Annotated in this window: 22 protein-coding genes, 2 other RNA genes and 1 pseudogene; 21 read left to right on the top strand and 4 right to left on the bottom strand. The window is 64.5% G+C overall.

From position 1 onward, the window contains the following. Nucleotides 1-97: 97 nt before the first annotated feature. Complete coding sequence (locus tag ABQZ00_RS01100) at nucleotides 98-898, top strand: MetQ/NlpA family ABC transporter substrate-binding protein (protein ID WP_055847969.1); 801 nt, start codon at nucleotides 98-100, stop codon at nucleotides 896-898. Nucleotides 899-1,430: 532 nt separating this feature from the next. Further along, the gene (locus tag ABQZ00_RS01105; RefSeq protein ID WP_323516710.1) at nucleotides 1,431-1,988 is read left to right on the top strand and encodes a CcdC protein domain-containing protein; all 558 of its coding nucleotides are present in this window, start codon (nucleotides 1,431-1,433) and stop codon (nucleotides 1,986-1,988) included. Between the two features lie 129 nt (nucleotides 1,989-2,117). Here the strand turns inward: ABQZ00_RS01105 and ABQZ00_RS01110 are convergent, their stop codons facing one another. Beyond that, nucleotides 2,118-2,789 carry an OmpW/AlkL family protein gene (locus tag ABQZ00_RS01110; protein ID WP_115513954.1) on the bottom strand — a complete coding sequence of 224 codons (672 nt, stop codon included), beginning with the start codon at nucleotides 2,787-2,789 and terminating at the stop codon, nucleotides 2,118-2,120. Nucleotides 2,790-2,933: 144 nt separating this feature from the next. On the opposite strand from ABQZ00_RS01110, the gene ABQZ00_RS01115 reads away from it, so the two are divergent. The 6 genes from ABQZ00_RS01115 (at nucleotide 2,934) to ABQZ00_RS01140 (ending at nucleotide 10,584) form a co-directional block, all read left to right on the top strand. Further along, nucleotides 2,934-3,494 carry a DNA-deoxyinosine glycosylase gene (locus ABQZ00_RS01115; protein WP_323537817.1) on the top strand — a complete coding sequence of 187 codons (561 nt, stop codon included), beginning with the start codon at nucleotides 2,934-2,936 and terminating at the stop codon, nucleotides 3,492-3,494. 185 nt (nucleotides 3,495-3,679) lie between these two features. After that, complete coding sequence (locus ABQZ00_RS01120) at nucleotides 3,680-4,438, top strand: DUF2884 family protein (protein ID WP_323537816.1); 759 nt, start codon at nucleotides 3,680-3,682, stop codon at nucleotides 4,436-4,438. A 127-nt stretch (nucleotides 4,439-4,565) separates the two neighbouring features. Then, nucleotides 4,566-6,326 carry a dihydrolipoyllysine-residue acetyltransferase gene (locus ABQZ00_RS01125; RefSeq protein ID WP_115554648.1) on the top strand — a complete coding sequence of 587 codons (1,761 nt, stop codon included), beginning with the start codon at nucleotides 4,566-4,568 and terminating at the stop codon, nucleotides 6,324-6,326. Next, nucleotides 6,323-6,970, top strand: coding sequence for a hypothetical protein (locus ABQZ00_RS01130; RefSeq protein WP_323537815.1), 648 nt, complete (start codon nucleotides 6,323-6,325; stop codon nucleotides 6,968-6,970). Before ABQZ00_RS01125 ends, ABQZ00_RS01130 begins: the two co-directional genes overlap by 4 nt. A gap of 16 nt (nucleotides 6,971-6,986) precedes the next feature. After that, on the top strand, nucleotides 6,987-8,816 hold the full coding sequence (gene lpdA / locus ABQZ00_RS01135) for a dihydrolipoyl dehydrogenase (RefSeq protein WP_323537814.1): 1,830 nt from the start codon (nucleotides 6,987-6,989) through the stop codon (nucleotides 8,814-8,816). A gap of 490 nt (nucleotides 8,817-9,306) precedes the next feature. Then, the gene (locus ABQZ00_RS01140) at nucleotides 9,307-10,584 is read left to right on the top strand and encodes a Xaa-Pro dipeptidase (protein WP_323537813.1); all 1,278 of its coding nucleotides are present in this window, start codon (nucleotides 9,307-9,309) and stop codon (nucleotides 10,582-10,584) included. Nucleotides 10,585-10,882: 298 nt separating this feature from the next. On the opposite strand, the gene ABQZ00_RS01145 is transcribed toward ABQZ00_RS01140, so the two are convergent. Then, nucleotides 10,883-10,958, bottom strand: a non-coding RNA gene (locus tag ABQZ00_RS01145) — sX9 sRNA. Between the two features lie 292 nt (nucleotides 10,959-11,250). Here ABQZ00_RS01145 and ABQZ00_RS01150 point away from each other — a divergent pair. Then, complete coding sequence (locus ABQZ00_RS01150; protein WP_323537812.1) at nucleotides 11,251-11,937, top strand: DUF6624 domain-containing protein; 687 nt, start codon at nucleotides 11,251-11,253, stop codon at nucleotides 11,935-11,937. Nucleotides 11,938-11,989: 52 nt separating this feature from the next. Here the strand turns inward: ABQZ00_RS01150 and ABQZ00_RS01155 are convergent, their stop codons facing one another. Then, on the bottom strand, nucleotides 11,990-12,802 hold the full coding sequence (locus ABQZ00_RS01155) for a hypothetical protein (protein WP_055847993.1): 813 nt from the start codon (nucleotides 12,800-12,802) through the stop codon (nucleotides 11,990-11,992). 633 nt (nucleotides 12,803-13,435) lie between these two features. Here ABQZ00_RS01155 and ABQZ00_RS01160 point away from each other — a divergent pair. The 10 genes and pseudogenes from ABQZ00_RS01160 (at nucleotide 13,436) to ABQZ00_RS01205 (ending at nucleotide 21,703) form a co-directional block, all read left to right on the top strand. Further along, nucleotides 13,436-13,801 (top strand): hypothetical protein, encoded by a 366-nt coding sequence (locus ABQZ00_RS01160; protein ID WP_074059361.1) that lies wholly within the window; start codon nucleotides 13,436-13,438, stop codon nucleotides 13,799-13,801. A gap of 25 nt (nucleotides 13,802-13,826) precedes the next feature. Further along, nucleotides 13,827-14,627, top strand: a complete 801-nt coding sequence (atpB, locus tag ABQZ00_RS01165; protein WP_055847994.1) for a F0F1 ATP synthase subunit A — start codon at nucleotides 13,827-13,829, stop codon at nucleotides 14,625-14,627. Between the two features lie 73 nt (nucleotides 14,628-14,700). After that, nucleotides 14,701-15,003, top strand: coding sequence for a F0F1 ATP synthase subunit C (atpE, locus tag ABQZ00_RS01170; protein ID WP_002814105.1), 303 nt, complete (start codon nucleotides 14,701-14,703; stop codon nucleotides 15,001-15,003). 113 nt (nucleotides 15,004-15,116) lie between these two features. After that, a complete protein-coding gene (locus ABQZ00_RS01175; protein WP_055847997.1) occupies nucleotides 15,117-15,587 on the top strand; it encodes a F0F1 ATP synthase subunit B in 471 nt (156 codons plus the stop codon). A 3-nt stretch (nucleotides 15,588-15,590) separates the two neighbouring features. Beyond that, nucleotides 15,591-16,118, top strand: a complete 528-nt coding sequence (locus tag ABQZ00_RS01180) for a F0F1 ATP synthase subunit delta (protein WP_055847999.1) — start codon at nucleotides 15,591-15,593, stop codon at nucleotides 16,116-16,118. 47 nt (nucleotides 16,119-16,165) lie between these two features. After that, nucleotides 16,166-17,713, top strand: coding sequence for a F0F1 ATP synthase subunit alpha (gene atpA / locus ABQZ00_RS01185; protein ID WP_055848002.1), 1,548 nt, complete (start codon nucleotides 16,166-16,168; stop codon nucleotides 17,711-17,713). A 181-nt stretch (nucleotides 17,714-17,894) separates the two neighbouring features. Next, a complete protein-coding gene (atpG, locus tag ABQZ00_RS01190) occupies nucleotides 17,895-18,758 on the top strand; it encodes a F0F1 ATP synthase subunit gamma (protein ID WP_055848004.1) in 864 nt (287 codons plus the stop codon). Nucleotides 18,759-18,882: 124 nt separating this feature from the next. Beyond that, nucleotides 18,883-20,289: a F0F1 ATP synthase subunit beta gene (gene atpD / locus ABQZ00_RS01195; RefSeq protein ID WP_055848007.1), complete on the top strand. Its 1,407-nt coding sequence runs from the start codon at nucleotides 18,883-18,885 to the stop codon at nucleotides 20,287-20,289. 169 nt (nucleotides 20,290-20,458) lie between these two features. Beyond that, a complete protein-coding gene (locus ABQZ00_RS01200; protein ID WP_055848010.1) occupies nucleotides 20,459-20,881 on the top strand; it encodes a F0F1 ATP synthase subunit epsilon in 423 nt (140 codons plus the stop codon). A 229-nt stretch (nucleotides 20,882-21,110) separates the two neighbouring features. After that, a pseudogene (locus tag ABQZ00_RS01205) lies at nucleotides 21,111-21,703 on the top strand (chorismate mutase). Between the two features lie 404 nt (nucleotides 21,704-22,107). On the opposite strand, the gene ABQZ00_RS01210 reads toward ABQZ00_RS01205, so the two are convergent. Then, complete coding sequence (locus ABQZ00_RS01210; protein ID WP_046963367.1) at nucleotides 22,108-22,491, bottom strand: GtrA family protein; 384 nt, start codon at nucleotides 22,489-22,491, stop codon at nucleotides 22,108-22,110. Between the two features lie 134 nt (nucleotides 22,492-22,625). Between ABQZ00_RS01210 and ABQZ00_RS01215 the strand changes: the two genes are divergently transcribed. Together ABQZ00_RS01215 and glmU are read left to right on the top strand one after the other, a co-directional pair. Further along, nucleotides 22,626-22,701: non-coding RNA, sX9 sRNA (locus ABQZ00_RS01215), on the top strand. An 80-nt stretch (nucleotides 22,702-22,781) separates the two neighbouring features. After that, complete coding sequence (gene glmU / locus ABQZ00_RS01220) at nucleotides 22,782-24,146, top strand: bifunctional UDP-N-acetylglucosamine diphosphorylase/glucosamine-1-phosphate N-acetyltransferase GlmU (protein ID WP_323537811.1); 1,365 nt, start codon at nucleotides 22,782-22,784, stop codon at nucleotides 24,144-24,146. Nucleotides 24,147-24,298 lie beyond the last annotated feature (152 nt).

Below are 24,298 nucleotides of genomic sequence, written 5' to 3' on the forward strand. Positions count from 1 at the left end.
CACAGCCCCTGCGGGCCGCCGCATCGCCGCTGCACCTGCGGTCTGCTAGGTTTAACGCCTGCGGCCTGTCCGCATTCCTCCTCCCACGGACCCTTTCATGAGCACATTTGCGTTTCGTTCCCTTCTTGCTGCGGCCACGCTGGCATTGGCGTCCTGCGGCGGCAATGGCGGCAGCGGTGGCGACACCCTCACCGTGGCCGCCACCGCCGTGCCGCACGCCGAAATCCTGGAAGTGGTCGAACCGCTGCTGGCCAAGCAGGGCGTGAAGCTGGACGTGCGCGTGTTCAACGATTACGTACAGCCCAACGACCAGGTCGTGCAGAAGCAGATCGACGTCAATTATTTCCAGACCGAGCCCTATCTGGACGCCTACAACCGCGACCGCAAGAGCCAGCTGGTGACCGTGGTCGGCGTGCATATCGAGCCGTTCGGTGCGTATTCGCGCCGCTTCAAGGCGCTGGCCGATCTGCCGAGCGGCGCCGACGTGGTGATCCCCAACGACCCGAGCAACAACAGCCGCGCGCTGATCCTGCTCGACAAGGCCGGGGTGATCAAACTCAAGGACCCGAGCAACGCGCTGTCCACCCAGCGCGACATCGTCGACAACCCCAAGCAGCTGAAATTCCGCGAGCTCGATTCGGCGATGCTGCCGCGTGTGCTGGATCAGGTCGATCTGGCCCTGATCAACACCAACTACGCGCTCGATGCCGGGCTCAACCCCACCCGCGACGCGCTGGCGATCGAAAGCAAGGAGTCGCCGTACGTGAACTTCCTGGTGGCGCGCGCAGACAACAAGGACGACCCGCGCGTGCAGAAGCTGGCCAAAGCATTGACCAGCCCGGAAGTGAAGGCCTTTATCGAGCAGAAGTACAAAGGCGCGGTCCTGCCCGCGTTCTGAGCGCGATAACGACACGGCCGCGTGCACCAGTTGGTGCGCGTGGCCGATGGTCTGGGCGGGCATGCAGCATGCGCAGAGCCCCAAGTCTGAGCTGCACGCTCTGATCGCCCCGTCCATCCGTGCCCGACGGCTTGCAACAACGCCGTCTTCGCGGTTTGAAAGAGCGCAACGACAAAGCGCGAGCCTCCAAACGGAGCTCGGCACTGTGGCGACGGTTGTCGCCCATCCTTGAGCCATTTGTGCGTGCGCGCTGCCGATGCGGGGTGGGGACTGCGCATTCCCTGCAACCGCACCCACTCCGCAGCTATGCCCTCGGCACTGCATGCGATGCTGCCGAGATGCGGCGTCTGACGCTTGCGAATCCATGCAGTGCGATGCGGGCGCAGACGGCCCACCCAGCCGCTCATCACGCCACGCGCTGCCAAGTAAAGGCGTGCAAGCGTACGCGGCCGATTGTGCGTGCAGCGCCGAACACGCGCGCCTGACGCAGGCGTAGTAGCGTGGTCGGCCATCTTCTTCGGCCATTGACGCGATGCCCCTGCTTCTTGCCATCCCGCTGGCCGTGATCATCGCCCTGGCGGTGTTCGCGGTGCTGTTTCCGTTATCGCTGCTGCAACGTTTCCGTGTCGGTACTGCGCGGCGCCAGGCGCGTGGCTGGTTGTTGATGATCAATCTGGCCTCAGCGGCGCTGTCCAGCGTGTTGTTCGTCATTTTTACCGCGATCGCCGCGGCATTCTGGCCGGGTGCGATCCGTCATGCCGCCTTCGGTTGGGCCTGCGGGCTGGCGCTGGGTGTGCTGGCCTTACGCCTGACCCGCTTCGAGCGTACCGCCCAAGGGTTGTTCTATCGACCCAATCTCTGGCTGGTGCTGGCATTGACGGCGCTGGTGGTGGTGCGGGTGATCGCCGGCATGGTGCAGGGCTGGCGCAGTGCCTGGCAGGGCGTGGCATGGCCGGTCGATGGCTGGCTCAGCCACGCCAGCCTGTTGGGCGCCGCCGGCGTGCTGCTCGGCTACGCACTGGCTTACGCCACCTTGTTGTGGTGGCGTTGGCGCGCCGCGCGGTTGCGTGGCAGCGTCTACTGGCGTTGAAGCGCGACGCGCACGCCAGCCAGCAATGCCGAATGCGTCGATGCAGGCTGGCGTACGTGGATGTTGGACATAAAAAAACGGGCCTTGCGGCCCGTTTTTTCGACTCAAACGTTGTGTGTCGCGACGTGCTTAGAAGCGCGCGCCGACACCGAAGCCAACGGTCCACGGATCCAGTTCCAGCTCGCTGCCGGTACCCTGGCCGCCGACACGCAGTTCCGGACGCGAACGCATGTAGCGGGCGTCGGCACGTGCGAACCAGGTGGAGTTGATGTTCATGTCAACACCGACGGTGCCGATCACGCCCTTGGCGGTATCCAGGCCCACGTGCTGACCGGTGGTCGACGCCGCATCGATCTTCTCGTTGCTGAAGTTCGACTCGTAGTAGCCCACGCCCACGAACGGACGGAACACGTTGTCGGCCTGGCCGAAGTGGTACTGGCCGCTGATGGCGATCGGCTGCTGCTCGACGGTGCCCACCTTGCCCACGCCATCGGCGTTGACGCGGTGATTGAACTTGTCGGCAGCGCCCCACACTTCAACAGCCCAGTTGTCGTTGATGTAGTAGCTGGCGCTCAGCGTCGGTGCCGGGCCGCCATCGACGTCCAGGCCCGGAGCCGGATCGTTCTTCGGCTTGATCAAGGCGACACCGCCGACCACTGCCCAATGCTTGCCGGACGCGCTATCAGCGCTGGTGGAAGTCGAGGAGGTATCACCGGTATAGGTGGTGTCCTGCGCGAACGCGGACGGTGCAATCGCAAGTGCGGATACAGCAGCCAGGCTCAGGATGGAAATGGCACGCATTGGGGGTCTCCTCGCATAATTTTTGTTAGGCCCGTGGAGTGGGCCGCGCCAAAGCTATTCCTGAAAATCTGAATCCACGCCCACCTGCGACTCGCTAAAATTTCGTTTGTTCAGGAACTTTCCCAAGAAGGCCGTGGTTGCGACATGCAAGCTGAAAAAGACATTCACGCAGATGCGATTGCCGTGACGAAAAACGCCGTGCGTGACGGCTTGCCAGCGCACATTCCTAACGATTGCCGTGTCTTGGTGCTCGGCTCGATGCCAGGTATCGCCTCGTTGGAGGCGGGCCGCTATTACGCGCATCCACGCAATCGGTTCTGGCCAGTGATGCATGCCCTCTTGGGTATTGATGCTGCCGCGACGTATGCCGCACGCATGCAGGCATTGAACGCACAGGGTGTCGGGTTATGGGATGTGATCGGCCAATGCGCGCGTCGCGGCAGCCTGGATGCTGCGATCGTCGCAGACAGTGTCGTGGTCAATCCGCTGCCTGCGTTGCTGGCAGGTTTGCCGCAGCTGCGCATGGTGGCCTGCAATGGCGCCGCGGCGGCGCAGGCCTGGCATCGCCATGTACAGCCGGTGTTGTCGCAGGACGCGCGCAGCGTACCGCTGCTGGCCTTGCCGTCCACCAGTCCGGCCAACGCGGCCTGGTCGTTGCCGCGTTTGTGCGCCGCATGGCAACCGGTGCGCGATGTGCTGGACTGATGCGGCGCTGGCCCACGTCAATGAATCGCCGACGATGGCGCGTGTCTGCGCAATGCGCGCCCGTCAGCGCGTGCGCATGCAACCAGCACGTTGCCAGCTGCCGCCATAAGTCATGCCAGCGTTCGGCACAGGCAGCCCGCAGCGCGTGGCCGCACAGTGCAGGCAGCACAGGAAGGAGCACCGCGATGACGATCAGACATGCAATCACGATGGCGGCAACGCTCGCACTGGGCATGCTCACTGCCGCAGATGTGGCGCTTGCCGACGAGATGCAGTGCGATGTCAGCAGCGATTACGACCTCACGCTCAATCCGCGCAGCCTCATCCTGATTCGTAGCGCCGGGACGCCGCAGCGCCTGGTGATGCGCCAGGGCGCGTTGTTCGTCGATGATCGCTGGGTGACGCTGAGTGCAGACGACCGTACCCGCCTGATCCAGTTCGAGCGGCAGACCCGTGAGGTGGTGCCGCTGGCGCAGGAGGTCGGGCGCGAGGCCGCCGACATCGCGGTCACCGCGCTCGGCGAAGTGGCGGCCGGGTTCAGCCGCAGTCCCGAGGCGACCCGCGCGCAACTGGCCAGCGTGCGCGAAAAGATCGATCTGCGCTTGAAGCAGAGCTTCAGCAAAAGCCAGCTCACGCCCGTGAATATCGACGACGACATCGGCGCGCTGGTCGCCGAGGTGTTGCCGCAGTTGATCGGCGATGTGATCGCCGGTGCGGTGCAGTCCGGGCTCACCGGCAACGATATGCAGCTGCGTTCGCTCGATGGGCTGGAAGCGCGCATCGAGCGTCTGGTCGAGCCGCAGGCGCGTGCATTGCGCCCGCGTGCGCAGCGCTTGTGCGACCGCGTCGAAGCGCTGGATGGGCTGGACAATGCGCTGGCGTATCGTTTGCCCTCGGGCGAGCCACTGCACCTGTTGCAGGTGGATCGACGCGCCTCGAAATAAGCATGCACCTGCGTGCGCGGACGCTGCATCCTGCGGGCTGTGCGATTTTTTCGATGCCAATGGTTGGCGCTGCGGCCCGTGGCCGGCCACAATAGGGGTTTCCCCATCTGTTGCCGGAGTTCCCCGTATGGCCGAAATCAAGGAAGCACTTGTCCCCGATATCGGTGACTACAGCGACGTCCCGGTAATCGAGGTGCTGGTGTCGGTCGGCGATACGGTCGCGAAGGACCAGAGCCTGGTCACGCTGGAATCGGACAAGGCCACGATGGAAGTGCCCTCGTCGGTGTCCGGCGTGGTCAAGGAGATCAAGGTCAAAGTCGGCGATTCGTTGTCGCAGGGCGCCCTGGTGGCGCTGATCGAAGTGGCCGATGCCGGCGCCGACACTGCGGCCAAGCCGGCCGCTGCCGCGCCTGCTGCTCCGGCCAAGGCTGCGCCCGCCGCTGCACCGGCACCTGCTGCCAAGGCCGCGCCGGCTGCACCTGCCGCCGAAGGCGGTCTGGTCGAAGCGCGCGTGCCCGATATCGGCGACTACACCGATATCCCGGTGATCGAAGTGCTGGTTGCCGTCGGCGATACCGTCGCCAAGGACCAGAGCCTGGTTACGCTGGAATCGGACAAGGCCACGATGGAAGTGCCGTCCTCGGCCGCCGGCGTGGTCAAGGAGCTCAAGGTCAAGGTCGGCGACACGCTGTCGCAGGGCAATGTGGTGGCGATCATCGCTGCCAGCGATGGCGGCGCCGGTGCGGCGCAATCTCCGGCCAAACCCACCACCGACACCGCCGAAACTGCCGGCAAGGTCGAGCCGGTCGCGGTGTCGGCTGAGCCGGACAAGCTGGCCCAGCGCGAGATCGCGCAGGTGCAGGGCGCACGTTCCAGCGACGCCTCGCAAGGCAGCCAGCCATCGGCCGGCAACCCGAGCAGCCCGCCGGTGACCTTCGACGCCGACAGCGTGCTGCCGTCCAAGGTGGCCTATGCCAGCCCGGTGGTGCGCGTGTTCGCACGCCAGCTGGGCGTGGATCTGAACCAGCTCAAGGGCAGCGAAAAGGGCGGCCGCATCACCCGTGAAGACGTGCAGCGCTTCGTGAAGGCCGCGCTCACCGGTGGCGCGCCTGCCGCAGCCGGTGCCGCACCGGCCGGTGGTGGCAATGGCCTGAACCTGCTGGCCTGGCCGAAGGTGGACTTCAGCAAGTTCGGCGAGACCGAAACCCAGCCGCTGTCGCGCATCAAGAAGATTTCCGGTGCCAACCTGGCGCGCAACTGGGCCATGATTCCACACGTCACCCAGTTCGAATCGGCCGACATCACCGACCTGGAAGCACTGCGCGTGGCGTTGAACAAGGAAAACGAGAAGGCCGGTATCAAGCTGACCATGCTCGCCTTCCTGGTCAAGGCCAGCGCCGCGGCGCTGAAGAAGTTCCCCGAGTTCAACGCCTCGCTCGACGCAGCCGGCGAAAACCTCACGCTGAAGAAGTACATCAACATCGGGTTTGCCGCCGATACGCCGAATGGGTTGGTGGTGCCGGTGATCCGCGACGTCGACAAGAAGGGCGTGCTGCAGATCGCCCAGGAAAGCGGCGAGCTGGCCAAGAAAGCGCGCGACGGCAAGCTGGGCCCGGCCGACATGAGCGGTGGCTGCTTCTCGATCAGCTCGCTCGGCGGCATCGGCGGCACCGCGTTTACGCCGATCATCAATGCGCCGGAAGTGGCGATCCTGGGCGTGTCCAAGTCGGCGATGCAGCCGGTCTGGAACGGCAAGGAGTTCGTGCCGACGTTGATGCTGCCGTTGTCGCTGAGCTACGACCACCGCGTCATCGACGGCGCGCTGGCGGCGCGCTTCACCACCTATCTCAGCCAGGTGCTGGCCGACATGCGTCGCGTCCTGCTGTGAGGACTGCACTGCTGACGATCGCCGTGCTCGGCATGTTGCCGTGGACCTGCGCGGTGGCACGCGAGTGTGACAGCACGCTGGGGCGCGGCTGGCCGCCGGCCGTGGGCAACTACGGCACCGCGGTGAGCACGCTGCTCGACGGCGGCAACAAGCCGGCATTGTCGTTGCTGACCCTGCCCACACGTGGCGTGGAAAGCGGCGTGTCGCTGGTGCCGGGCAAGGACGGCGCCGACTGGACCCTGCGCCACAGCCGCGCCGACGAGCGCGTCTACAGCTGGGTCAGCCAGAGCGATCGCGGCAGTGTGCAGTTCCGCACCGAGCAGACGCCTGAAACGGTCGAGATCCCGATTCCGGCGGCGTTGGCCAAACGGCTGGTCAGCAACTGGACCGCGGCCTTGACCCAACTGGCACCGAGCGGCCGCACCGCGCCGGTGACCGAGGGCGAGGTGCTGTCGTTCCAGGTCGAGGGCGTGCGCTACAGCGGCACGCGCCCGAGTTGCGGCGCTGGCGAACTGCTGCTGCAACAGGCCGCGCTGCTGATCGAAGCCAGCGACGGCAAGGAAAAGAAGCGCGACAAGCGCTGGACCCAAATCGAATCGTCGCTGGATGAACTCCAGCAGACGCTTGCCGGCACAGCCGGTTAAGCCACAGGAGAAGCAAATGGCGGTCATTGAAATCAAGGTTCCTGACATCGGCGATTACAGCGATGTCCCCGTCATCGAAGTGCTGGTCGCCGTGGGCGACAGCGTGGCCAAGGACCAGGGCCTGGTCACGCTGGAATCGGACAAGGCCACGCTGGAAGTGCCGTCTTCGGCTGCCGGTGTGGTCAAAGAGCTCAAGGTCAAGATTGGCGACAACTTGTCCGAAGGCGCCGTAGTGCTGCTGCTGGAAACCGAAGGCGAGGCCGCCGCGCCTGCGCCCGCCAAGGCCGAGACCAAGGCCGCCGCGCCTGCAGCTCCCGCGGCCGCCGCACCCGGCAGCAAGCCGCCGGTGACGCCGTCGCACCGCGCCCCGGCCGAGCCGGCAGCGCCCAAGCCGGCGCTGGCCAGCGGCAGGACCGCGGACATCGACTGCAAGATGGTGGTGCTCGGCGCCGGCCCCGGCGGCTACACCGCTGCGTTCCGCGCTGCCGACCTGGGCCTGGACACGGTGCTGATCGAGCGCTACGCCAGCCTCGGCGGCGTCTGCCTCAACGTCGGCTGCATCCCGTCCAAGGCGCTGCTGCATGCCGCCGCGGTGATCGACGAAGTGGCCCATGCCGGCGATTTCGGCGTGGACTTCGGCCAGCCCAAGATCACCCTGGACAAGCTGCGCGAGTACAAAGAAAAAGTGGTCGGCAAGCTCACCGGCGGTCTGGCCAGCATGGCCAAGCAGCGCAAGGTGCGCACCGTCACCGGTGTGGCCAGTTTCGTCTCGCCCAACGAGTTGGAGATCGTCGGCGACGACGGCAAGACGCAGCTGCTGCGCTTCGAGCATTGCGTCATCGCCGCCGGGTCGCAGGCGGTGAAGCTGCCCAACTTCCCGTGGGACGACAAGCGCGTGATGGACTCCACCGACGCGCTGGAACTGCACGACATTCCCAAGACCCTGCTGGTGGTTGGCGGCGGCATCATCGGCCTGGAAATGGCCACGGTGTACAGCGCGTTGGGCAGCAAGGTCACCGTGGTCGAGTTCATGGATCAGCTGATGCCGGGCGCCGACAAGGACCTGGTCAAGCCGCTGGCCGATCGCCTGAAGAAGCAGGGCGTCGAGGTCCATCTCAAGACCAAGGCCACCGACGTGAAGGCCGACAAGAGCGGCATCACCGTGTCCTTCGAAGCGGCCGTGGAGGGTGAGCAGCCCGGCCTGCAGGCGACTGCATTCGATCGCGTGCTGGTGGCCGTGGGCCGCTCGCCCAACGGCAAGAATATCGGCGCGGAGAAGGCGGGCGTCACCGTCACCGAGCGCGGCTTCATTCCGGTGGACCGGCAGATGCGCACCAACGTGCCGCACATCTTCGCCATCGGCGACATCGTCGGTAACCCGATGCTGGCGCACAAGGCCACCCACGAAGGCAAGCTGGCCGCTGAAGTGGCGGCCGGCGAGAAGAAGGAATGGGTGGCGCGGGTGATTCCGTCGGTGGCGTACACCAACCCGGAAATCGCTTGGGTCGGCGTCACCGAGAACGAAGCCAAGGCCAAGGGCCTGAAGGTCGGCGTGGCCAAGTTCCCGTGGGCCGCCAGCGGCCGCGCGATCGGCATCGGCCGTACCGAAGGCTTCACCAAGCTGATCTTCGACGAAGACACCCACCGCATCATCGGTGGCGCCATCGTCGGCGTGCATGCCGGTGACCTGCTGGCCGAGATCGGCCTGGCGATCGAGATGGGCGCCGAAGCCGAAGATATCGGCCACACCATCCACGCGCATCCGACCCTGAGCGAATCGGTCGGCATGGCGGCCGAGGTGTACGACGGCACCATCACCGACCTGTACATCCCGAAGAAAAAGTAACGGCTCGCCTCGGCTGCTGTCAGCAACGCCCCGCCTTGTGCGGGGCGTTGTCGTGATGGGGATTGGTGCGCGTGATCGCTTTTGCTGTGGTCGTGGTCGTGGTCGTGGTCGTTGCCGTTGCCGTTGCCGTTGCCGTTGCGGTGCCGTGCCATGCGTGTGGTAGGGGTCAAGTGCATGCGGCGCTACTGCGCACGCGCGGATTTTTCCGCGGTTTCCAGCGTGGTACGCAGCCGCATGTGGCGAACAGGCTTGGCGGCTGCACTCGATCGCATGCGTCGACAATGCTGACCCCTGCAAGCGGATTTAGCAGGTCATCCGGCAGCCTCCAGTCTGGGCGCGTGGCGATCGTGCATCGCGCGCGCGCCAGGCAGGGCTGACGCCGCAGCACATGGCATTTCCACAGTGCGATCTCCATGGCGCTTGCACAGCCCGCAGCGCGCTTGCACCATCGGGTCGCGGACACGCCGTTCGCAGCTCAGGGACGACCCCGATGTCGAAGATGCGTTTGCCGGCGCTGCTCGCCGCTGCTGGCTGCCTGTGTGCCTCGCTGTGTGCGTACGCACAGACCACCGTGATCACCGCCGCGCGCCTGCTGGACGTGCAGACCGGCCGCTATGTGGACAAACCGCAGATCGAAGTGGCCGCCGGCCGCATCACCCGCGTCGGTCGGCAGGGCGATCCGCTGCCGGCCGATGCGCAGCGCATCGATCTGGGCGAGCGCACGCTGTTGCCTGGGCTGATCGACATGCATGTGCATCTCACCGTGGATCCCACCCTGGGCGGCTACAAGGGCCTGGAGTACACCGACAACTTCTGGACCGTGGTCGGTGTGGCCAATGCCGCAAAAACGCTGCGCGCAGGCTTCACCACGGTGCGCAATGTCGGTTCGCTCAACTACGACGATGTCGCACTCAAGCAGGCGATCGAGCGCGGCACCGTGCCCGGCCCGCGCATCGTGCCGGCGACCTACGGCATCGGCGCGACCGGTGGCCACTGCGATGCCACCGAATTCCCGCCCTCGGTCAAGGTCAGCGGCCCCGGTGTCGCCGATGGTCCGGACGCGATCCGCGCCGCGGTGCGGACGCTGCGCAAACACGGCGCAGAAGTGATCAAGTTTTGCGGTACCGGCGGGGTGCTGTCCAAGACCGACAGCGTCGGCGGGCAGCAATACAGCCTGGAGGAAATGCGCGCGCTGGTGGACGAAGCGCACCGGCTGGGCCTGAAGGTCGCCGTGCACGCGCATGGCACCGCCGGCATCAACGATGCGATCCGCGCCGGTGCCGACACCATCGAGCACGCCAGCCTGGCCGATGCGGAGTCCTTCAAGCTGGCCAAGGCGCACGGCACCTGGTTTTCGATGGACATCTACAACGACGACTACATTCTGGCCGAGGGTGAAAAGAACGGCCTGTTCGCCGAATCGCTGGAAAAGGAGCGCCAGATCGGGCGCAAGCAGCGTGAGACCTTCCGCGCCGCGCACGCAGCCGGAGTGAAGCTGGTGTTCGGCAGCGATGGCGGCGTGTATCCCAACGGCGACAACGCCCGCCAGTTCGCCAAGATGGTGGAGTGGGGCATGACGCCGTTGGAAGCTATCCGCGCCGCCACCGTGGATGCAGCCGAGGCCCTGGGGCGCAGCAGTGACGTCGGCGCCATCGCCCCGGGCCGCTACGCCGATCTGATTGCGGTCAGCGGCGATCCGCTGCAGGACGTCACCGTGCTGCGGCAGGTAGAGGGCGTGATCAAGGGCGGCGAACGCGTCGCCGAGTGAGCACCCTGGCGCTTGCCGGTGCGTAGCTGCAGCGTGCCGCTGGTTGACGATGCCCGCGTCGTTGGTGCGCTGATCGACAACCGACTCATCGAGTAGCGTGGCAACGCGATCAGAACTGGAAAGAGCACGCAAAACCGCGCATCCGCAGGCAAGGGCGGCATGGGCGTTACAAGCCGGCCGATGACATGGCTGCGCAACCGCGCCCCAGAGCGGTTAGCAGGACGTAGCCAGCAGTCGTCAGGTGGGTATGGCGGCACAAGCCGGCCGATGGCGTGACTGCGCAACCGCGCCCCAGAGCGGTTAGCAGGACGTAGCCAGCAGTCGTCAGGTGGGTATGGACGACGCGGACGAACCGGAGTGAACGCGTGGTCCATGCCGCAGCGCGCACCGGCCGCCCCCGCCTGGCGGTGAGCGCAGTCGTGTTGTTGGCCGCTCTTACTCGGAACCGGATGTGGACGACATCCCTGCGAGCGGCCACGTCTACGCACGCTGCCAACAGCGTGGGCGCCCGCTCAGCCGCTGCAAGACCCCGTCGCCCCGTCTTGCACGAGGCATCGTGGCTTGGGCATGCTGCAGGTGGAAGCTGTCCGGATGTCCGGCCATGCAGTCCATCACAGGGAGTGTCGATCGATGCGCAAGGCCGTGCTCGGAATAGGGATGAGCTGCATGCTCGCGACGGTGACCGCCGCAGCTGCGTCCACGCAGGACGATCCGGAGATGGCGGCGGCGCTGGCCAAATGCCCAGGTGCGGCGGCGTTCGTGCGCGCGCAGGAGCAGGCCAAGGCGGATGTCGCGACGGCCACCCCTGCCGAGGCGACGGCGGCTCCCAGCGACCCCGCATTGCGCGCGCGGTTGCTGGAGATGGAGCGCCTGGATCAACAGGTCCGCAACGGTGACTGGTCGCAGGAAGCGATGGGCAAGATGGTGGCGATGGACGCCGAGCATCTGCCGCAGATGCGTCGCATCGTCGCCGAACACGATGGTTTGCCCAGCGTGGCGCAGGTCGGACGCGACGGCGTGGCCGCCGCCTGGCTGCTGGTGCAGCATGCCGACGCCGATCCGGCCTTGCAGGAGCGCGTGCTGGGCACGCTGACCCGGCATGGCGCACGCGGTGGCGAGGTGTCGGCGCACCAACTGGTGTTGCTGACTGATCGCGTGCTCATCGCGAACGGCAAGCCGCAGCGTTACGGCAGCCAACTGATCCCAGAGCAGGGACGTTGGGTATCCAAGCCGATCGCCGATCCAGCGCAGGTGGACGTACTGCGCGCCGGCATGGACGAGATGCCGCTGGCCGACTACGTGTGCGTGGCCACGCAGCTGTTCCCGGTGCCGTCGACGCCGCCCGGCAGCTGAAACGCAAACGGCCCGCACAGGGCGGGCCGTTCGCTTGCAACAGTGGCGCAGATCAGAACGCGAACGTCACGCCTGCCACCGGGCCCTTGAACTCCTGCTTCAGGCCGATCAGGCCATCGCTGCCGCGCTGGTCGACATCGAGCTTGAACCAGTCGTAGCCGGCGAAGATGCCGAAGTTCTTAGTGAAGCGGTATTCGGCAATCGCGTTGGCTCGGCTCAGGTCGCCCTCGTAGTCGTCGAAGTTGCCCCAGCTGGTGTTGAGGTACTGGCCCTGCACGTTGAACAGCCAATGCTCGCTCGGACGCGCGGTGAAGCGGACGCCAACCACCGGCGCAACGCCATCGGCCTTCTCGTCCAGCACATCGCCGGAGAACACGCTGCCCAGATCGGCATACGCATTGGCTTCGACCTTGGCGTATTCGGCACCGATCTGCAGGCCCAGGCTGAATTCCGGCGAATCGATCACCGAGTAGTCGTACACCAGGGTCGCGACCTGATACTTCAGCTCACCCTTGATGAAGCTACCGGTCGGCACGGTCACGCCACCGGCGCTCAGATCCTGGGTCAGGGTCTCGCGGCGATCCTTGTCGTACTTGAAGTAATCGAAGATCAGGCGCTGACGGGTGCTGATGCGGAACACGCCATCGACGCGCGGCTCCCATTCCTTGCCGCCCAGCTTGAAATCTTCGTTGACCGACACATTGTTGCCTGCCACCAGCGTGTTGCCACGGATGGTGTTGTCGTTGTCCACGTTCATCGCACCGAGGCGAATCTGGAAGCGGTCATCGCTATCTTCGGCGTGCGCGGGGGCGACGTAGGCGACGGCCAGAACGCACGGGATCGCCAGTGCGAGAAGGTGTTTCATGGGGAGCTCCGTAATCTTGGAATGGTCAGGCCGATGGGCCAGTGGCGCGCACTATCGATAAGGCGGCGTCTTTCGAAAGTGAAGAACTCGTCGCACACATGTGAAGGCCGATATAGCAATCGGACAAAACGGTCCGCAAGTCCAACAGGCATGGGCATCGCGCGCAGGGCGCGGCAAATCCAGGGTTGAAGACGACCCGCGCAAAGTGTGTCGCAGTGCATACCATCGGGTACGGTCATGGCCGCCAACTGCGCAACGGATGACGTTTCACACGCTGCTGTGCCCCGAACCCAGTCACTGCACAGATCGAAATATCGTGCAGTGCGGCGGATTGGACCGCGGATGGGAAAGTGTCAGGGTGCGACAAAATGCGTAAAAAGCGGGAGCCCCGGTCTCCCAGGGCTCCCATACGCGACCTGCGGCGGTACCTTTCGACGAGGATGTGCAGGCCTCGCAGGTTCTGACCGTCGGTTTGTGGCAAAGTTCCCACCCGCCGCCACGACGCATGCTTGGTGCATTGCAGCAGCGAATGACTTCTGCCGGTTGTCTCGCAATTTGTCCCATTGCTATACTTTCGCGGCTCGACGAGGCGCAACTGCGCTTCCCCCCTCATTCACACGTAAGGTAACCGTAGTGCTGAACTCCGTTGACGCGGGTCGGCGGTTGATGCTGCGCGCTGCGGTATATCCGCTTGCTGCTGTAGCTATAACCAGTCTGGGGTTGCTGTTGGTCGGTCCCCGTTACTCTGCCGGTCTGGCATTGACCGGGTTTGCGACGGTACTGGGCGGTTGGGTTGCGGCACGCACCGCGCTCGGTGGCGGCATCCAGGCAGCCGGCATCGCGATGGTGCGGTTGGTGCTGGCGATGGTGCTGAAGTGGGTGTTGGTATTTGCGGCGTTGTCGCTGGGCTTTGCCCTGTGGCGGTTGCCTCCTCTGGCTCTGTTGGCAGGTATCGCCATCGGGTTGATTTTTCAGGTTCTGGCTCTGGCCAGGCGTTGATTCGAACTTAAAGGGCTCCAGACACATGGCGGGCGAGGCAGCAACACCTACCTCCTATATCCAGCATCACTTGCAGAACCTGATCTATCCGGTTCGCGAGGGTGGCGGCACGTTTTGGACCATCCACGTCGATACCCTGGTCATGGCCGTGTTGATGGGCCTGGTCATGGTGCTGGCGTTCTGGACGGCGACCCGCAATGCCACGGCCGGCGTGCCGGGCAAGTGGCAGGCATTCGTGGAAATCTGCCTGGAGTTCGTCGACCGGCAGGCCAAGGACACCTATCACGGCAGCAGCAAGCTGGTGACGCCGATCGCGATCACCATCTTCTTCTGGATCCTGTTGATGAATCTCCTCAAGATGGTCCCGGCCGATTTCATCGCCATTCCGCTCGGTTGGGCAGGCATCCACGCCTGGAAGCCGGTGCCCACCGCCGACGTCAATGCCACCTTGGGCATGTCGATCAGCGTGTTCTTCCTGATGATCGTCTTCTCGCTGCGCTCCAAGGGCGTCGGCGGCATGACCAAGGAATTCCTGACGGCGCCGTTCGGCAAATGGATGATGCCGTTCAACCTGCTTTTGAACATCGTCGAGTGGCTGAGCAAGCCGATTTCGTTGGCGATGCGACTGTTCGGCAACATGTTCGGCGGCGAGATCGTCTTCCTGCTGATCTGGGTGCTGGGCGGTGCGGGCATCGCCGGCATGGTCGCTGGCGGCGTATTCGGCCTTGGCTGGATGCTGTTCCACCTGTTGGTGATTCCGCTGCAGGCCTTCATTTTCATGATGCTGTCGATCGTGTATCTGAGCCTTGCGGAAGACAGTCACTGAGTTTCGCTACACCCTTCATACGCTTCATCTCGATTCATCCATCACCCTTAGAAACTTTCGTTCGGAGATCACCATGTACCTCGCCGTCCTGACCAACCTCGCTCAAGTCCAGAGCTCCACCGTCCTCGCCGTCGGCATCATGATCGGCCTGGCCGCGCTGGGTGCCGGCCTCGGTCTGGCCATCATGGCTGGCAAGTTCCTGGAATCGGCCGCGCGCCAGCCGGAACTGATTCCGGTGCTGCAGGTGCGTATGTTCATCACCGCCGGCCTGATCGACGCCGCGTTTATCATCAGCGTCGCCGTCGGCCTGCTGTTCGCCTTCGCCAACCCGCTGGCCCAGGTGTTCATCGAGCGTCTGTCGCAGGCTGCCGGCTGATCCAGCGGTAGCAGGATGTGGATGCAGCCAGTGCGGCTGCGCCCGCGGATGAAGGTCGGAAAGCGTCGCCACTGCGGCGGCGCTTTCACCCCTAAACAGCGATTGAGCGACCCATGGATATCACCCTTACCATCTTTGCCCAGGCGCTGGCCTTCGCCGGTCTGATCTGGATCGTCGCGACCAAAATCTGGCCGCCGCTGCTGCAGGCGATCGAAGAGCGTCAGCAAAAGATCGCTGAAGGTCTGGCTGCCGCCGATCGTAGTCAGAAGGATCTGGCGCAGGCCCAGGAAAAGGTCAACGAAGCACTGAAAGACGCACGCACCAAGGCCAACGAGATCATCGATCAGGCCCATGCGCGCGCCAATCAGATCATCGAAGCGGCCAAGCTCGAGGCAATTGCCGAAGCCAACCGTCAGAAGGATCTGGCCCAGACCGAAATCGACGCATCTGCCACCCGTGCCCGCGAAGAACTGCGCAAGCAGATCTCGGTGCTGGCGGTCAGCGGCGCCGAGAAGCTGCTCAAGCGCGAAATCGACGCCAACGCCCACAAGGCGCTGCTCGACGAGCTGGCGGCGGAGATTTAACCGATGAGTCAGGCCCTCACACTTGCCCGTCCCTACGGCCGTGCCGCGTTTGCAATCGCGCGTGAGGGCGGCACGTTCGCGCCCTGGTCCGATGCGCTGGCGTTTTCGGCGCAGGTGGCCGGCGACCCACGCGTGGCTGCGCTGCTGCTCAACCCGGCCCTGCGCCAGGAACAGGCAGTGACGTTGCTGGCGCCGCCGCAGGCTGGCGAACACTATCTGCGTTTCCTCGGCCTGCTGGCCGATGCGCATCGGCTGTCGCTGTTGCCGGAAGTGGCGGGGCTGTACGAACAGCTGCGTGCCGAGGCCGAGCATGTCGTCAAGGCGACCGTGACCTCGGCCACCGAGATGACGCCGGCCGAGCTGGACACGATCGCCGCTGCACTGAAGAAGCGTTTTGGCCGCGAGGTGGACATCACCACCGCGGTAGATGCATCGCTGATCGGCGGCGCGGTGATCGACACCGGCGACGTGGTCATCGACGGCTCGCTGAAGGGCAAGCTCGCGCGTCTGCAAAGCTCGCTCGCCCACTGAATTCACATAAACGCATGGCCCTCGCGGCCGGCACCTAGGACTGAACGATGGCAACCACGCTCAACCCCTCCGAAATCAGCGACCTGATCAAGACCCGCATCGAGACGGTCAAGCTGTCCGCGGAGTCGCGCAACGAAGGCTCCGTGACCAGCGTGTCCGACGGCATCGTGCGCATCTTCGGCCTGGCCGACGTGATGCAGGGCGAAATGATCGAACTGCCCAACAACACCTTCGCCCTGGCGTTGAACCTGGAGCGCGATTCGGTCGGCGCCGTGGTGTTGGGCGATTACGAAAACCTGCGCGAAGGCGACGTGGCCAAGACCACCGGTCGCATCCTGGAAGTGCCGGTGGGTCCGGAACTGCTGGGTCGCGTGGTCAACGCACTGGGCGAGCCGATCGACGGCAAGGGCCCGTTGGGCGCCACCCAGACCGCACCGGTCGAGCGCGTTGCGCCGGGCGTGATCTGGCGTAAGTCGGTCGACCAGCCGGTGCAGACCGGTTACAAGTCGGTCGATGCGATGATTCCGATCGGCCGCGGTCAGCGCGAGCTGGTCATCGGCGACCGTCAGACCGGCAAGACCGCGCTGGCGATCGATGCGGTGATCAACCAGAAGGGCACCGGCATCAAGTGCGTGTACGTGGCGATCGGCCAGAAGGCCTCGACCGTTGCCAACATCGTGCGCAAGCTCGAAGAAAACGGCGCGCTGGCGCACACCGTGGTGGTGGCTGCGACCGCGTCCGAATCGGCCGCGATGCAGTACATCAGCCCTTATGCCGGCTGCACCATGGGCGAGTACTTCATGGACCGCGGCGAAGACGCGCTGATCGTGTACGACGATCTGTCCAAGCAGGCGGTGGCCTACCGCCAGATCTCGCTGCTGCTCAAGCGTCCGCCGGGCCGTGAAGCCTACCCGGGCGACGTGTTCTATCTGCACTCCCGCCTGCTGGAGCGCGCAGCGCGCGTGTCCGAGGAATACGTGGAGAAGTTCACCAACGGTGCGGTGACCGGCAAGACCGGCTCGCTGACCGCGCTGCCGATCATCGAAACGCAGGCCGGCGACGTGTCCGCGTTCGTACCGACCAACGTGATCTCGATCACCGACGGCCAGATCTTCCTGGAAACCGACCTGTTCAACGCCGGTATCCGTCCGGCCGTGAACGCCGGTATCTCGGTGTCGCGCGTCGGTGGTGCGGCCCAGACCAAGATCATCAAGAAGCTGTCTGGCGGCATTCGTATCTCGCTGGCGCAGTACCGTGAGCTGGCGGCGTTCGCGCAGTTCGCCTCGGACCTGGACGAAGCCACCCGCAAGCAGCTCGAGCGCGGTCAGCGCGTCACCGAGCTGATGAAGCAGAAGCAGTACGCACCGATGTCCATCGCCAACCAGGCGTTGTCGATCTACGCCGTCAACGAGGGTTACCTCGATGAAGTGCCGGTCAACAAGCTGCTGGCGTTCGAAGAAGGCCTGCATGCGCACTTCGCCAACACCCAGGGCGAGTTGATCTCCAAGATCAACAGCACCGGCGGTTGGGACAACGACATCGAAGCCGCGTTCAAGAAGGGCATCGCAGAGTTCAAGACCACCGGCACCTGGTAAGGCGCCGGGATTCGGGATTGGGCATTCGGGATTTGTAGGATCGGTGGTTCGGGGCGTTGGCCCATGTCGAATCACCGCTGCCGAATCCCAGATTTAGGAATTAGAGAGTCGTGAAGTGGGACGCGGGAGGCTCTGGCCATTCCCGATTCCCGATTCCCGATTCTCACGAGCGGAGCGAGCAATGGCAGGCGGACGCGAAATCAAAACCAAGATCAAGAGCGTGCAGAACACCCGCAAGGTGACGCGCGCGCTCGAAATGGTCTCGGCCTCCAAGATCCGCAAGGCGCAGGAGCGCATGAAGACCTCGCGTCCGTATGCGCAGGCGATGAAGCAGGTGATCGGGCATCTGGCGCAGGCCAGCACCGATTTCCAGCATCCGTTTCTGGTCGAGCGTGAGCAGGTCAAGCGGGTCGGTTACATCGTGATCTCTTCCGACCGCGGCCTGGCCGGCGGTCTGAACAACAACCTGTTCCGCAAGATGTTGGGCGAAGTGCGCCCGTGGCAGGACAAGGGCGCCGAGATCGACGTGGTGACCATCGGTCAGAAGGCGTCGGCGTTCTTCCGTCGCATCAAGGTCAACATGGTTGGCAGCGTGACCCATCTGGGCGATAGCCCGCAGGTCGAGCAGCTGATCGGTGTGATCAAGGTGATGATCGATGCCTTCATCGACGGCAAGGTCGACCGCGTGTATCTGGTCTACAACCGCTTCGTGAACACCATGACGCAGAAGGCCAGCTTCGATCAGCTGCTGCCGCTGCCGGCCGCAGAGCACAAGGTGGCGCATCACGATTGGGACTACCTGTACGAACCCGATGCGGCGACCGTGCTGGAGCACGTGATGACGCGCTACATCGAGTCGCTGGTGTACCAGGCCGTGCTGGAGAACGTCGCGTCAGAACATGCCGCGCGCATGGTGGCGATGAAGGCCGCCAGCGACAACGCCAACAAGATGATCGGCACCTTGCAACTGATCTACAACAAGGCACGTCAGGCGGCGATCACCCAGGAAATTTCGGAAATCGTCAGCGGCGCGGCCGCTGTCTAGCCGGGAATGGAGAATCGTGAAACGGGAATAGGCAAGGCTTCGGTGCTCTTGATCTTCCCATTCCTCATTCTCGATTTCCCATTCCCGACACAAGAATCGAACAGACATTAGTGGAGTTATCCAAATGAGTCAGGGCAAGATCGTTCAGATCATCGGCGCGGTCGTCGACGTCGAGTTCCAGCGCAACGAAGTACCCAAGGTCTATCACGCGCTGAAGGTCGAAGGCACCGCCATCACCCTGGAAGTGCAGCAGCAGCTCGGCGACGGCGTCGTGCGCACCATTGCGCTCGGCTCCACCGACGGCCTGAAGCGCAACCTGCTGGCGACCAACACCGAGCGCGCCATTTCGGTGCCGGTCGGCGCCGGTACGCTGGGCCGCATCATGGACGTGCTGGGTCGTCCGATCGACGAAGCCGGCGACGTGCAGGCAGCGGACCATTGGGAAATCCACCGCGCCGCACCCTCGTACGAAGACCAGTCGTCCAGCACCGAGTTGCTGGAAACCGGCATCAAGGTCATCGACCTGATGTGCCCGTTTGCCAAGGGCGGCAAGGTCGGCCTGTTCGGCGGCGCCGGCGTCGGCAAGACCGTCAACATGATGGAACTGATCAACAACATCGCCAAGGCGCACTCGGGTCTGTCCGTGTTTGCCGGCGTGGGCGAGCGTACCCGCGAGGGCAACGACTTCTACCACGAGATGAAAGATTCCAACGTTCTGGACAAGGTCGCGATGGTGTACGGCCAGATGAACGAGCCGCCCGGTAACCGTCTGCGCGTGGCGCTGACCGGCCTGACCATGGCTGAGTACTTCCGCGACGAGAAGGACGAGAACGGCAAGGGCAAGGACGTGCTGCTGTTCGTCGACAACATCTACCGCTACACGCTGGCCGGTACCGAAGTGTCGGCGCTGCTCGGCCGTATGCCGTCGGCGGTGGGTTACCAGCCGACCCTGGCCGAAGAAATGGGTGTGTTGCAGGAGCGCATCACCTCGACCAAGAGCGGTTCGATCACCTCGATCCAGGCCGTGTACGTGCCTGCGGACGACCTGACCGACCCGTCGCCGGCGACCACCTTCGCCCACTTGGATTCCACCGTTACGCTGAGCCGTAACATCGCTTCGCTGGGCATCTACCCGGCCGTGGATCCGTTGGATTCCACCAGCCGTCAGATGGATCCGCTGGTGATCGGCAACGAGCATTACGACACCGCCCAGCGCGTCCAGCAGACCTTGCAGAAGTACAAGGAACTGAAGGACATCATCGCGATCCTGGGCATGGACGAGCTGAGCGAAGAAGACAAGCAGTCGGTGTCGCGCGCACGCAAGATCGAGCGTTTCTTCAGCCAGCCGTTCCACGTGGCCGAAGTGTTCACCGGCTCGCCGGGCAAGTACGTGTCGCTGAAGGACACCATCCGCGGCTTCAAGGCGATCTGCGATGGCGAATACGACCACCTGCCGGAGCAGGCGTTCTACATGGTCGGCAATATCGAAGAAGCCGTCGAGAAAGCCAACAAGATGAGCTCCAAGGCCTGATTGATCCCAGCCGCTAGGCGGCTGGAATCGGGAATCGGGAATCGGGAATCGTAAAGGCGGGTGATAGGTGAGTTGGAAGTCACGGGAATCTGGAAATGCGCGCAGTCAGCCGCTCTTCCGATTCCCGATTCCCGATTCCCGATTCCCCGCCTCACTACAGTGAGGCACCATGAGCACTATTCGTTGCGACATCGTCAGCGCCGAGAAGGAAATCTTCCACGGTGAGGCGACGCTGGTCGTGGCCACCGGCGAACTGGGCGAGCTGGGCATTGCGCCCAAGCACGCGCCGCTGATCACCCGCCTGAAGCCGGGCAAGGTGGTGGTCACCACCGCCAGCGGCGAACAGCTGGATTTCGCCATCTCCGGCGGCATCCTGGAAGTGCAGCCGCAGGTGGTGACCGTGCTGGTCGACACCGCGATACGGGCGCAGGACATCGACGAGGCTGCGGTCCGCAAGGTCAAGGAAGAAGCCGAGCGTTTGCTGGCCAACCGTGGCGACACGGTGGACGTGGCCCAGGCGCAGCGTCAGCTGGCCGAGGCGACGGTGCAGCTGCAGGCGCTGGAGCGGTTGCGCCGCACCCTCAAGCACTGATCGATTGCCTGCCCCATTGTCTATTGGCAAGCGACATGCTTCAGCTGTAATGCCGCAGGCAGATGTGGATTGGAAACGCCGACCTTTCGTGTCGGCGTTTTCGTTTTGGGAGATGCGCCTGCGTGGCACAAGGCCGCGTGTTGTGGACAGCGCGCACACTGCGTGGCTCGTCGCTATGCAGCGCTTCGCTGCGCCATGGCATGGTCACCCCCGACATTGAGGACACCCCATGACCCGCTCGATCGATGGCTTACGCGGTTATGCACTGACGTGCACGCTTGCGGTTGCACTGATGGGTTGCGCGCTTCCGGTACGCAGCCAGCCGCCGCTGGATCCGCTGCTGGATCGTATCGTGCAACGCAACGCAATGCGATCGGCGATGCGGTGGCGCTGAGCAAGTGGGATAGCGGCAAGCCGGTGCTGGACCAGGCGCGCGAAGCGGCGGTGCTGCAGAGCGTGCGCGATCAGGCGCCGGCACACGGGCTGGATGCCGACGACGCGGCGCGCTTCTTTGCGGCGCAGATCGAGGCCAATAAATCGGTGCAATACGCGCTGTTGAATCGTTGGCATGAACGTGGACGGGCACCGGACACTGCTCGCCCGGATCTGGCCGCGCTGCGCGCGCGCCTGGACCAGTTGCAGGGCGAGTTGCTCGATGCGCTGGCCGATGTCGCAGCGGCGCGCTCGGCGGCGCAATGCTCGGCCAGCACGGCACATGCGGCGGCACATTACGCTGGGCAATGGCAGCTGGATGCCTTGCACCGCGCGGCACTGGTGCGTGGCCTGGGCGACTTCTGTCAGCAGGCACCCGCCAAGAGCTAGCGCGGTATGGTCGGCACACGGCGGCTTGGCGCAAGGCGACTGCCGTAATGATGTTTCAGCAAGGTCGACGCAGTTCCATGCGAACCAATCCGCCGCAGAGTGCCGCGCGGCTTCCACCTCGATCGCAATCCGCCTGTAAAACGCAATCGAGGTGATGAAGCCGGCAGCGGGGCAATGTGCATCGCTTGCTGGCTGCTGTTTTCCTGCAACAGATGGGGTGTGCTGTCGCCGTGGTGCGCAAAGGCGGCGCGTTGGCAGATGCCGCTCTTAAGCTTCGTCAGCGTGTGGACGGCGCACGCTTGGTGGACGCCTGCAGTGCGCGCCTTGTTGAGTGACTTAAGCGGGAAACAGTCGGCTGCCTTGGTTCAACGACGCGCGCTCCAGCCTTGGTCGCCCGCGTGCGTTCAGCGATACACCACATGCCGGCCGAGAAAGAACGACACGATCGCCAGCCCGCCTTCGACCAGTGGCTTGGCCAGCCAGGCTTGGCGCAGGCCGACCAGATCCACCGTCGCCGACAGCAGCCAGGTGCTGATCAACGTCAACGCCAGCCACATCACCGCAAAGCGGCGGAAACGCTGCCAGCCCAGCCGCGCGCCGCCTTGCTGGGCGAAGGTGTAGCGGCCGTTGAGCCAGAACCCCAGCACCGCGCCGCTGATGCGCCCGAGCAGATTGGCCGGCACCGTCGGCATGCCGGCGGCGGTGGCGGCGATGAAGATGCCGCAATCCACAGCCAATTGCAGGCCGCCAATCAGGGTGAACTGGCTGCCTTGGCGAAACAGGCTCATGCGTGCCGGGGACGAAGAAAGGGCGCCCATCCTAGCGGCCGTAGTGCTAAAAAAGTTGTCATCGCGTGTTTAAGAGCAGCTAACAAAACGACTGTGCTCGCCGTCAGGCGGGCGCGGCCGGTGCTCGGTGCGGCATGTACCACTTGTACCCTCCGGTTCCTCCGCGCCGCCTGCACCCACCTGACGACTGCTCGCTACGTCTTGTTAGCCGCTCTAAGACATCGATCGAGCACGCGGTTTTGCATGGCTGCGACTAGAATTTAGCGCATCTCCCGCCTTTGGAATTTTTGATGACCCTGCCCCTGCACGTCGTGATCCTGGCTGCGGGCGAGGGCAAGCGCATGCGCTCGTCCCTGCCCAAGGTGCTGCAGCCGTTGGCGGGCCAGCCGATGTTGGCGCATGTCATCGCCACCGCACGGCAGCTGCAGCCGGCCGCGATCCATATCGTCTACGGGCACGGCGGCGATCAGGTGCGTGCCGCATTTGCCGGGCAGGCCGATCTGCAGTGGGCCGAGCAACAGCAGCAGCTGGGCACCGGCCACGCGGTACAGCAGGCGATGGATGCGATTCCGGATGCGGCCACCGTGCTGGTGCTGTACGGCGATGTGCCGCTGATCCAGAGCGAGAGCCTGCTGCAGTTGCTGCATGCGCCCGGCCGGATGGCGGTGCTGGTGGCCGAGCTTGCCAACCCCACCGGCTATGGACGCATCCTGCGCGATGCCGAAGGCAAGGTGGCGGCGATCGTCGAGCAGAAGGACGCAAACGACGAGCAGCGACGCATCCGCACCATCAATACCGGCATCCTCACCGCCGAATCCACTGCACTGCGGCGTTGGCTGGGTGGCTTGTCCAACAACAATGCGCAGGGCGAGTTCTATCTCACCGATGTGTTTGCCAGCGCCGCCGCCGATTTCACCCCGGCCGACATGGTGCATGTGGGCGACCCGCAGGATGTGGAAGGCGCCAACGACCCATGGCAACTCGCTCAGCTTGAACGCGCCTGGCAGCTGCGTGCGGCGCGTGCGCTATGCCTGCAGGGCGTGCGCATGGCCGACCCGGCGCGCGTGGAGCAGCGCGGCACGGTGCAGGTGGGGCGCGATGTACAACTGGACATCGATGTGATTCTGGAAGGCGATGTGACGCTGGGCGATGACGTGGTGATCGGCCCGTTCGTACGGCTGCGCGATGTGACGCTGGGCGCCGGCACCCAGGTACGTGCGCACTGCGATCTGGAGGGCGTGGTGACCGAGGGTGCGGTGATGATCGGCCCGTTCGCGCGGTTGCGTCCGGGCACGCTGTTGGCCGATGGTGTGCATATCGGTAACTTCGTCGAGACCAAGAAGGTCACGATGGGGGTGGGCAGCAAGGCCAACCACCTCACTTACCTGGGCGATGCAACGATCGGCAGCAAGGTCAATATCGGCGCCGGCACCATCACTTGCAACTACGATGGCGTGAACAAGTCGCAGACCACCATCGGTGATAACGCGTTCGTCGGCTCCAACAGCGCGTTGGTGGCGCCGATCGAGATCGGAGCCAATGCCACCATCGGTGCGGGCTCGGTGATCACCCGCGACGCGCCGGCCGGCCAGCTCAGCGTTGCGCGCCCGCGTCAGACCGTGATCGAAGGCTGGGAGCGGCCGACCAAGAAGTAGCATGGAGCGCTATCGCGGTGCGGACGCATGAGACAGCAGTTGTGCTCTGCTGCAATGGTGGACTGCGTTGCGGGCCATGACGGAAGGTGCACGATGCAGCTACGACCAGACACGCTGTTGATCCTGCTACATGGCGCAGCTGATCGAACGAC

This window comes from Xanthomonas sp. WHRI 10204, assembly GCF_040202875.1.
Taxonomy (GTDB): Bacteria; Pseudomonadota; Gammaproteobacteria; order Xanthomonadales; family Xanthomonadaceae; genus Xanthomonas.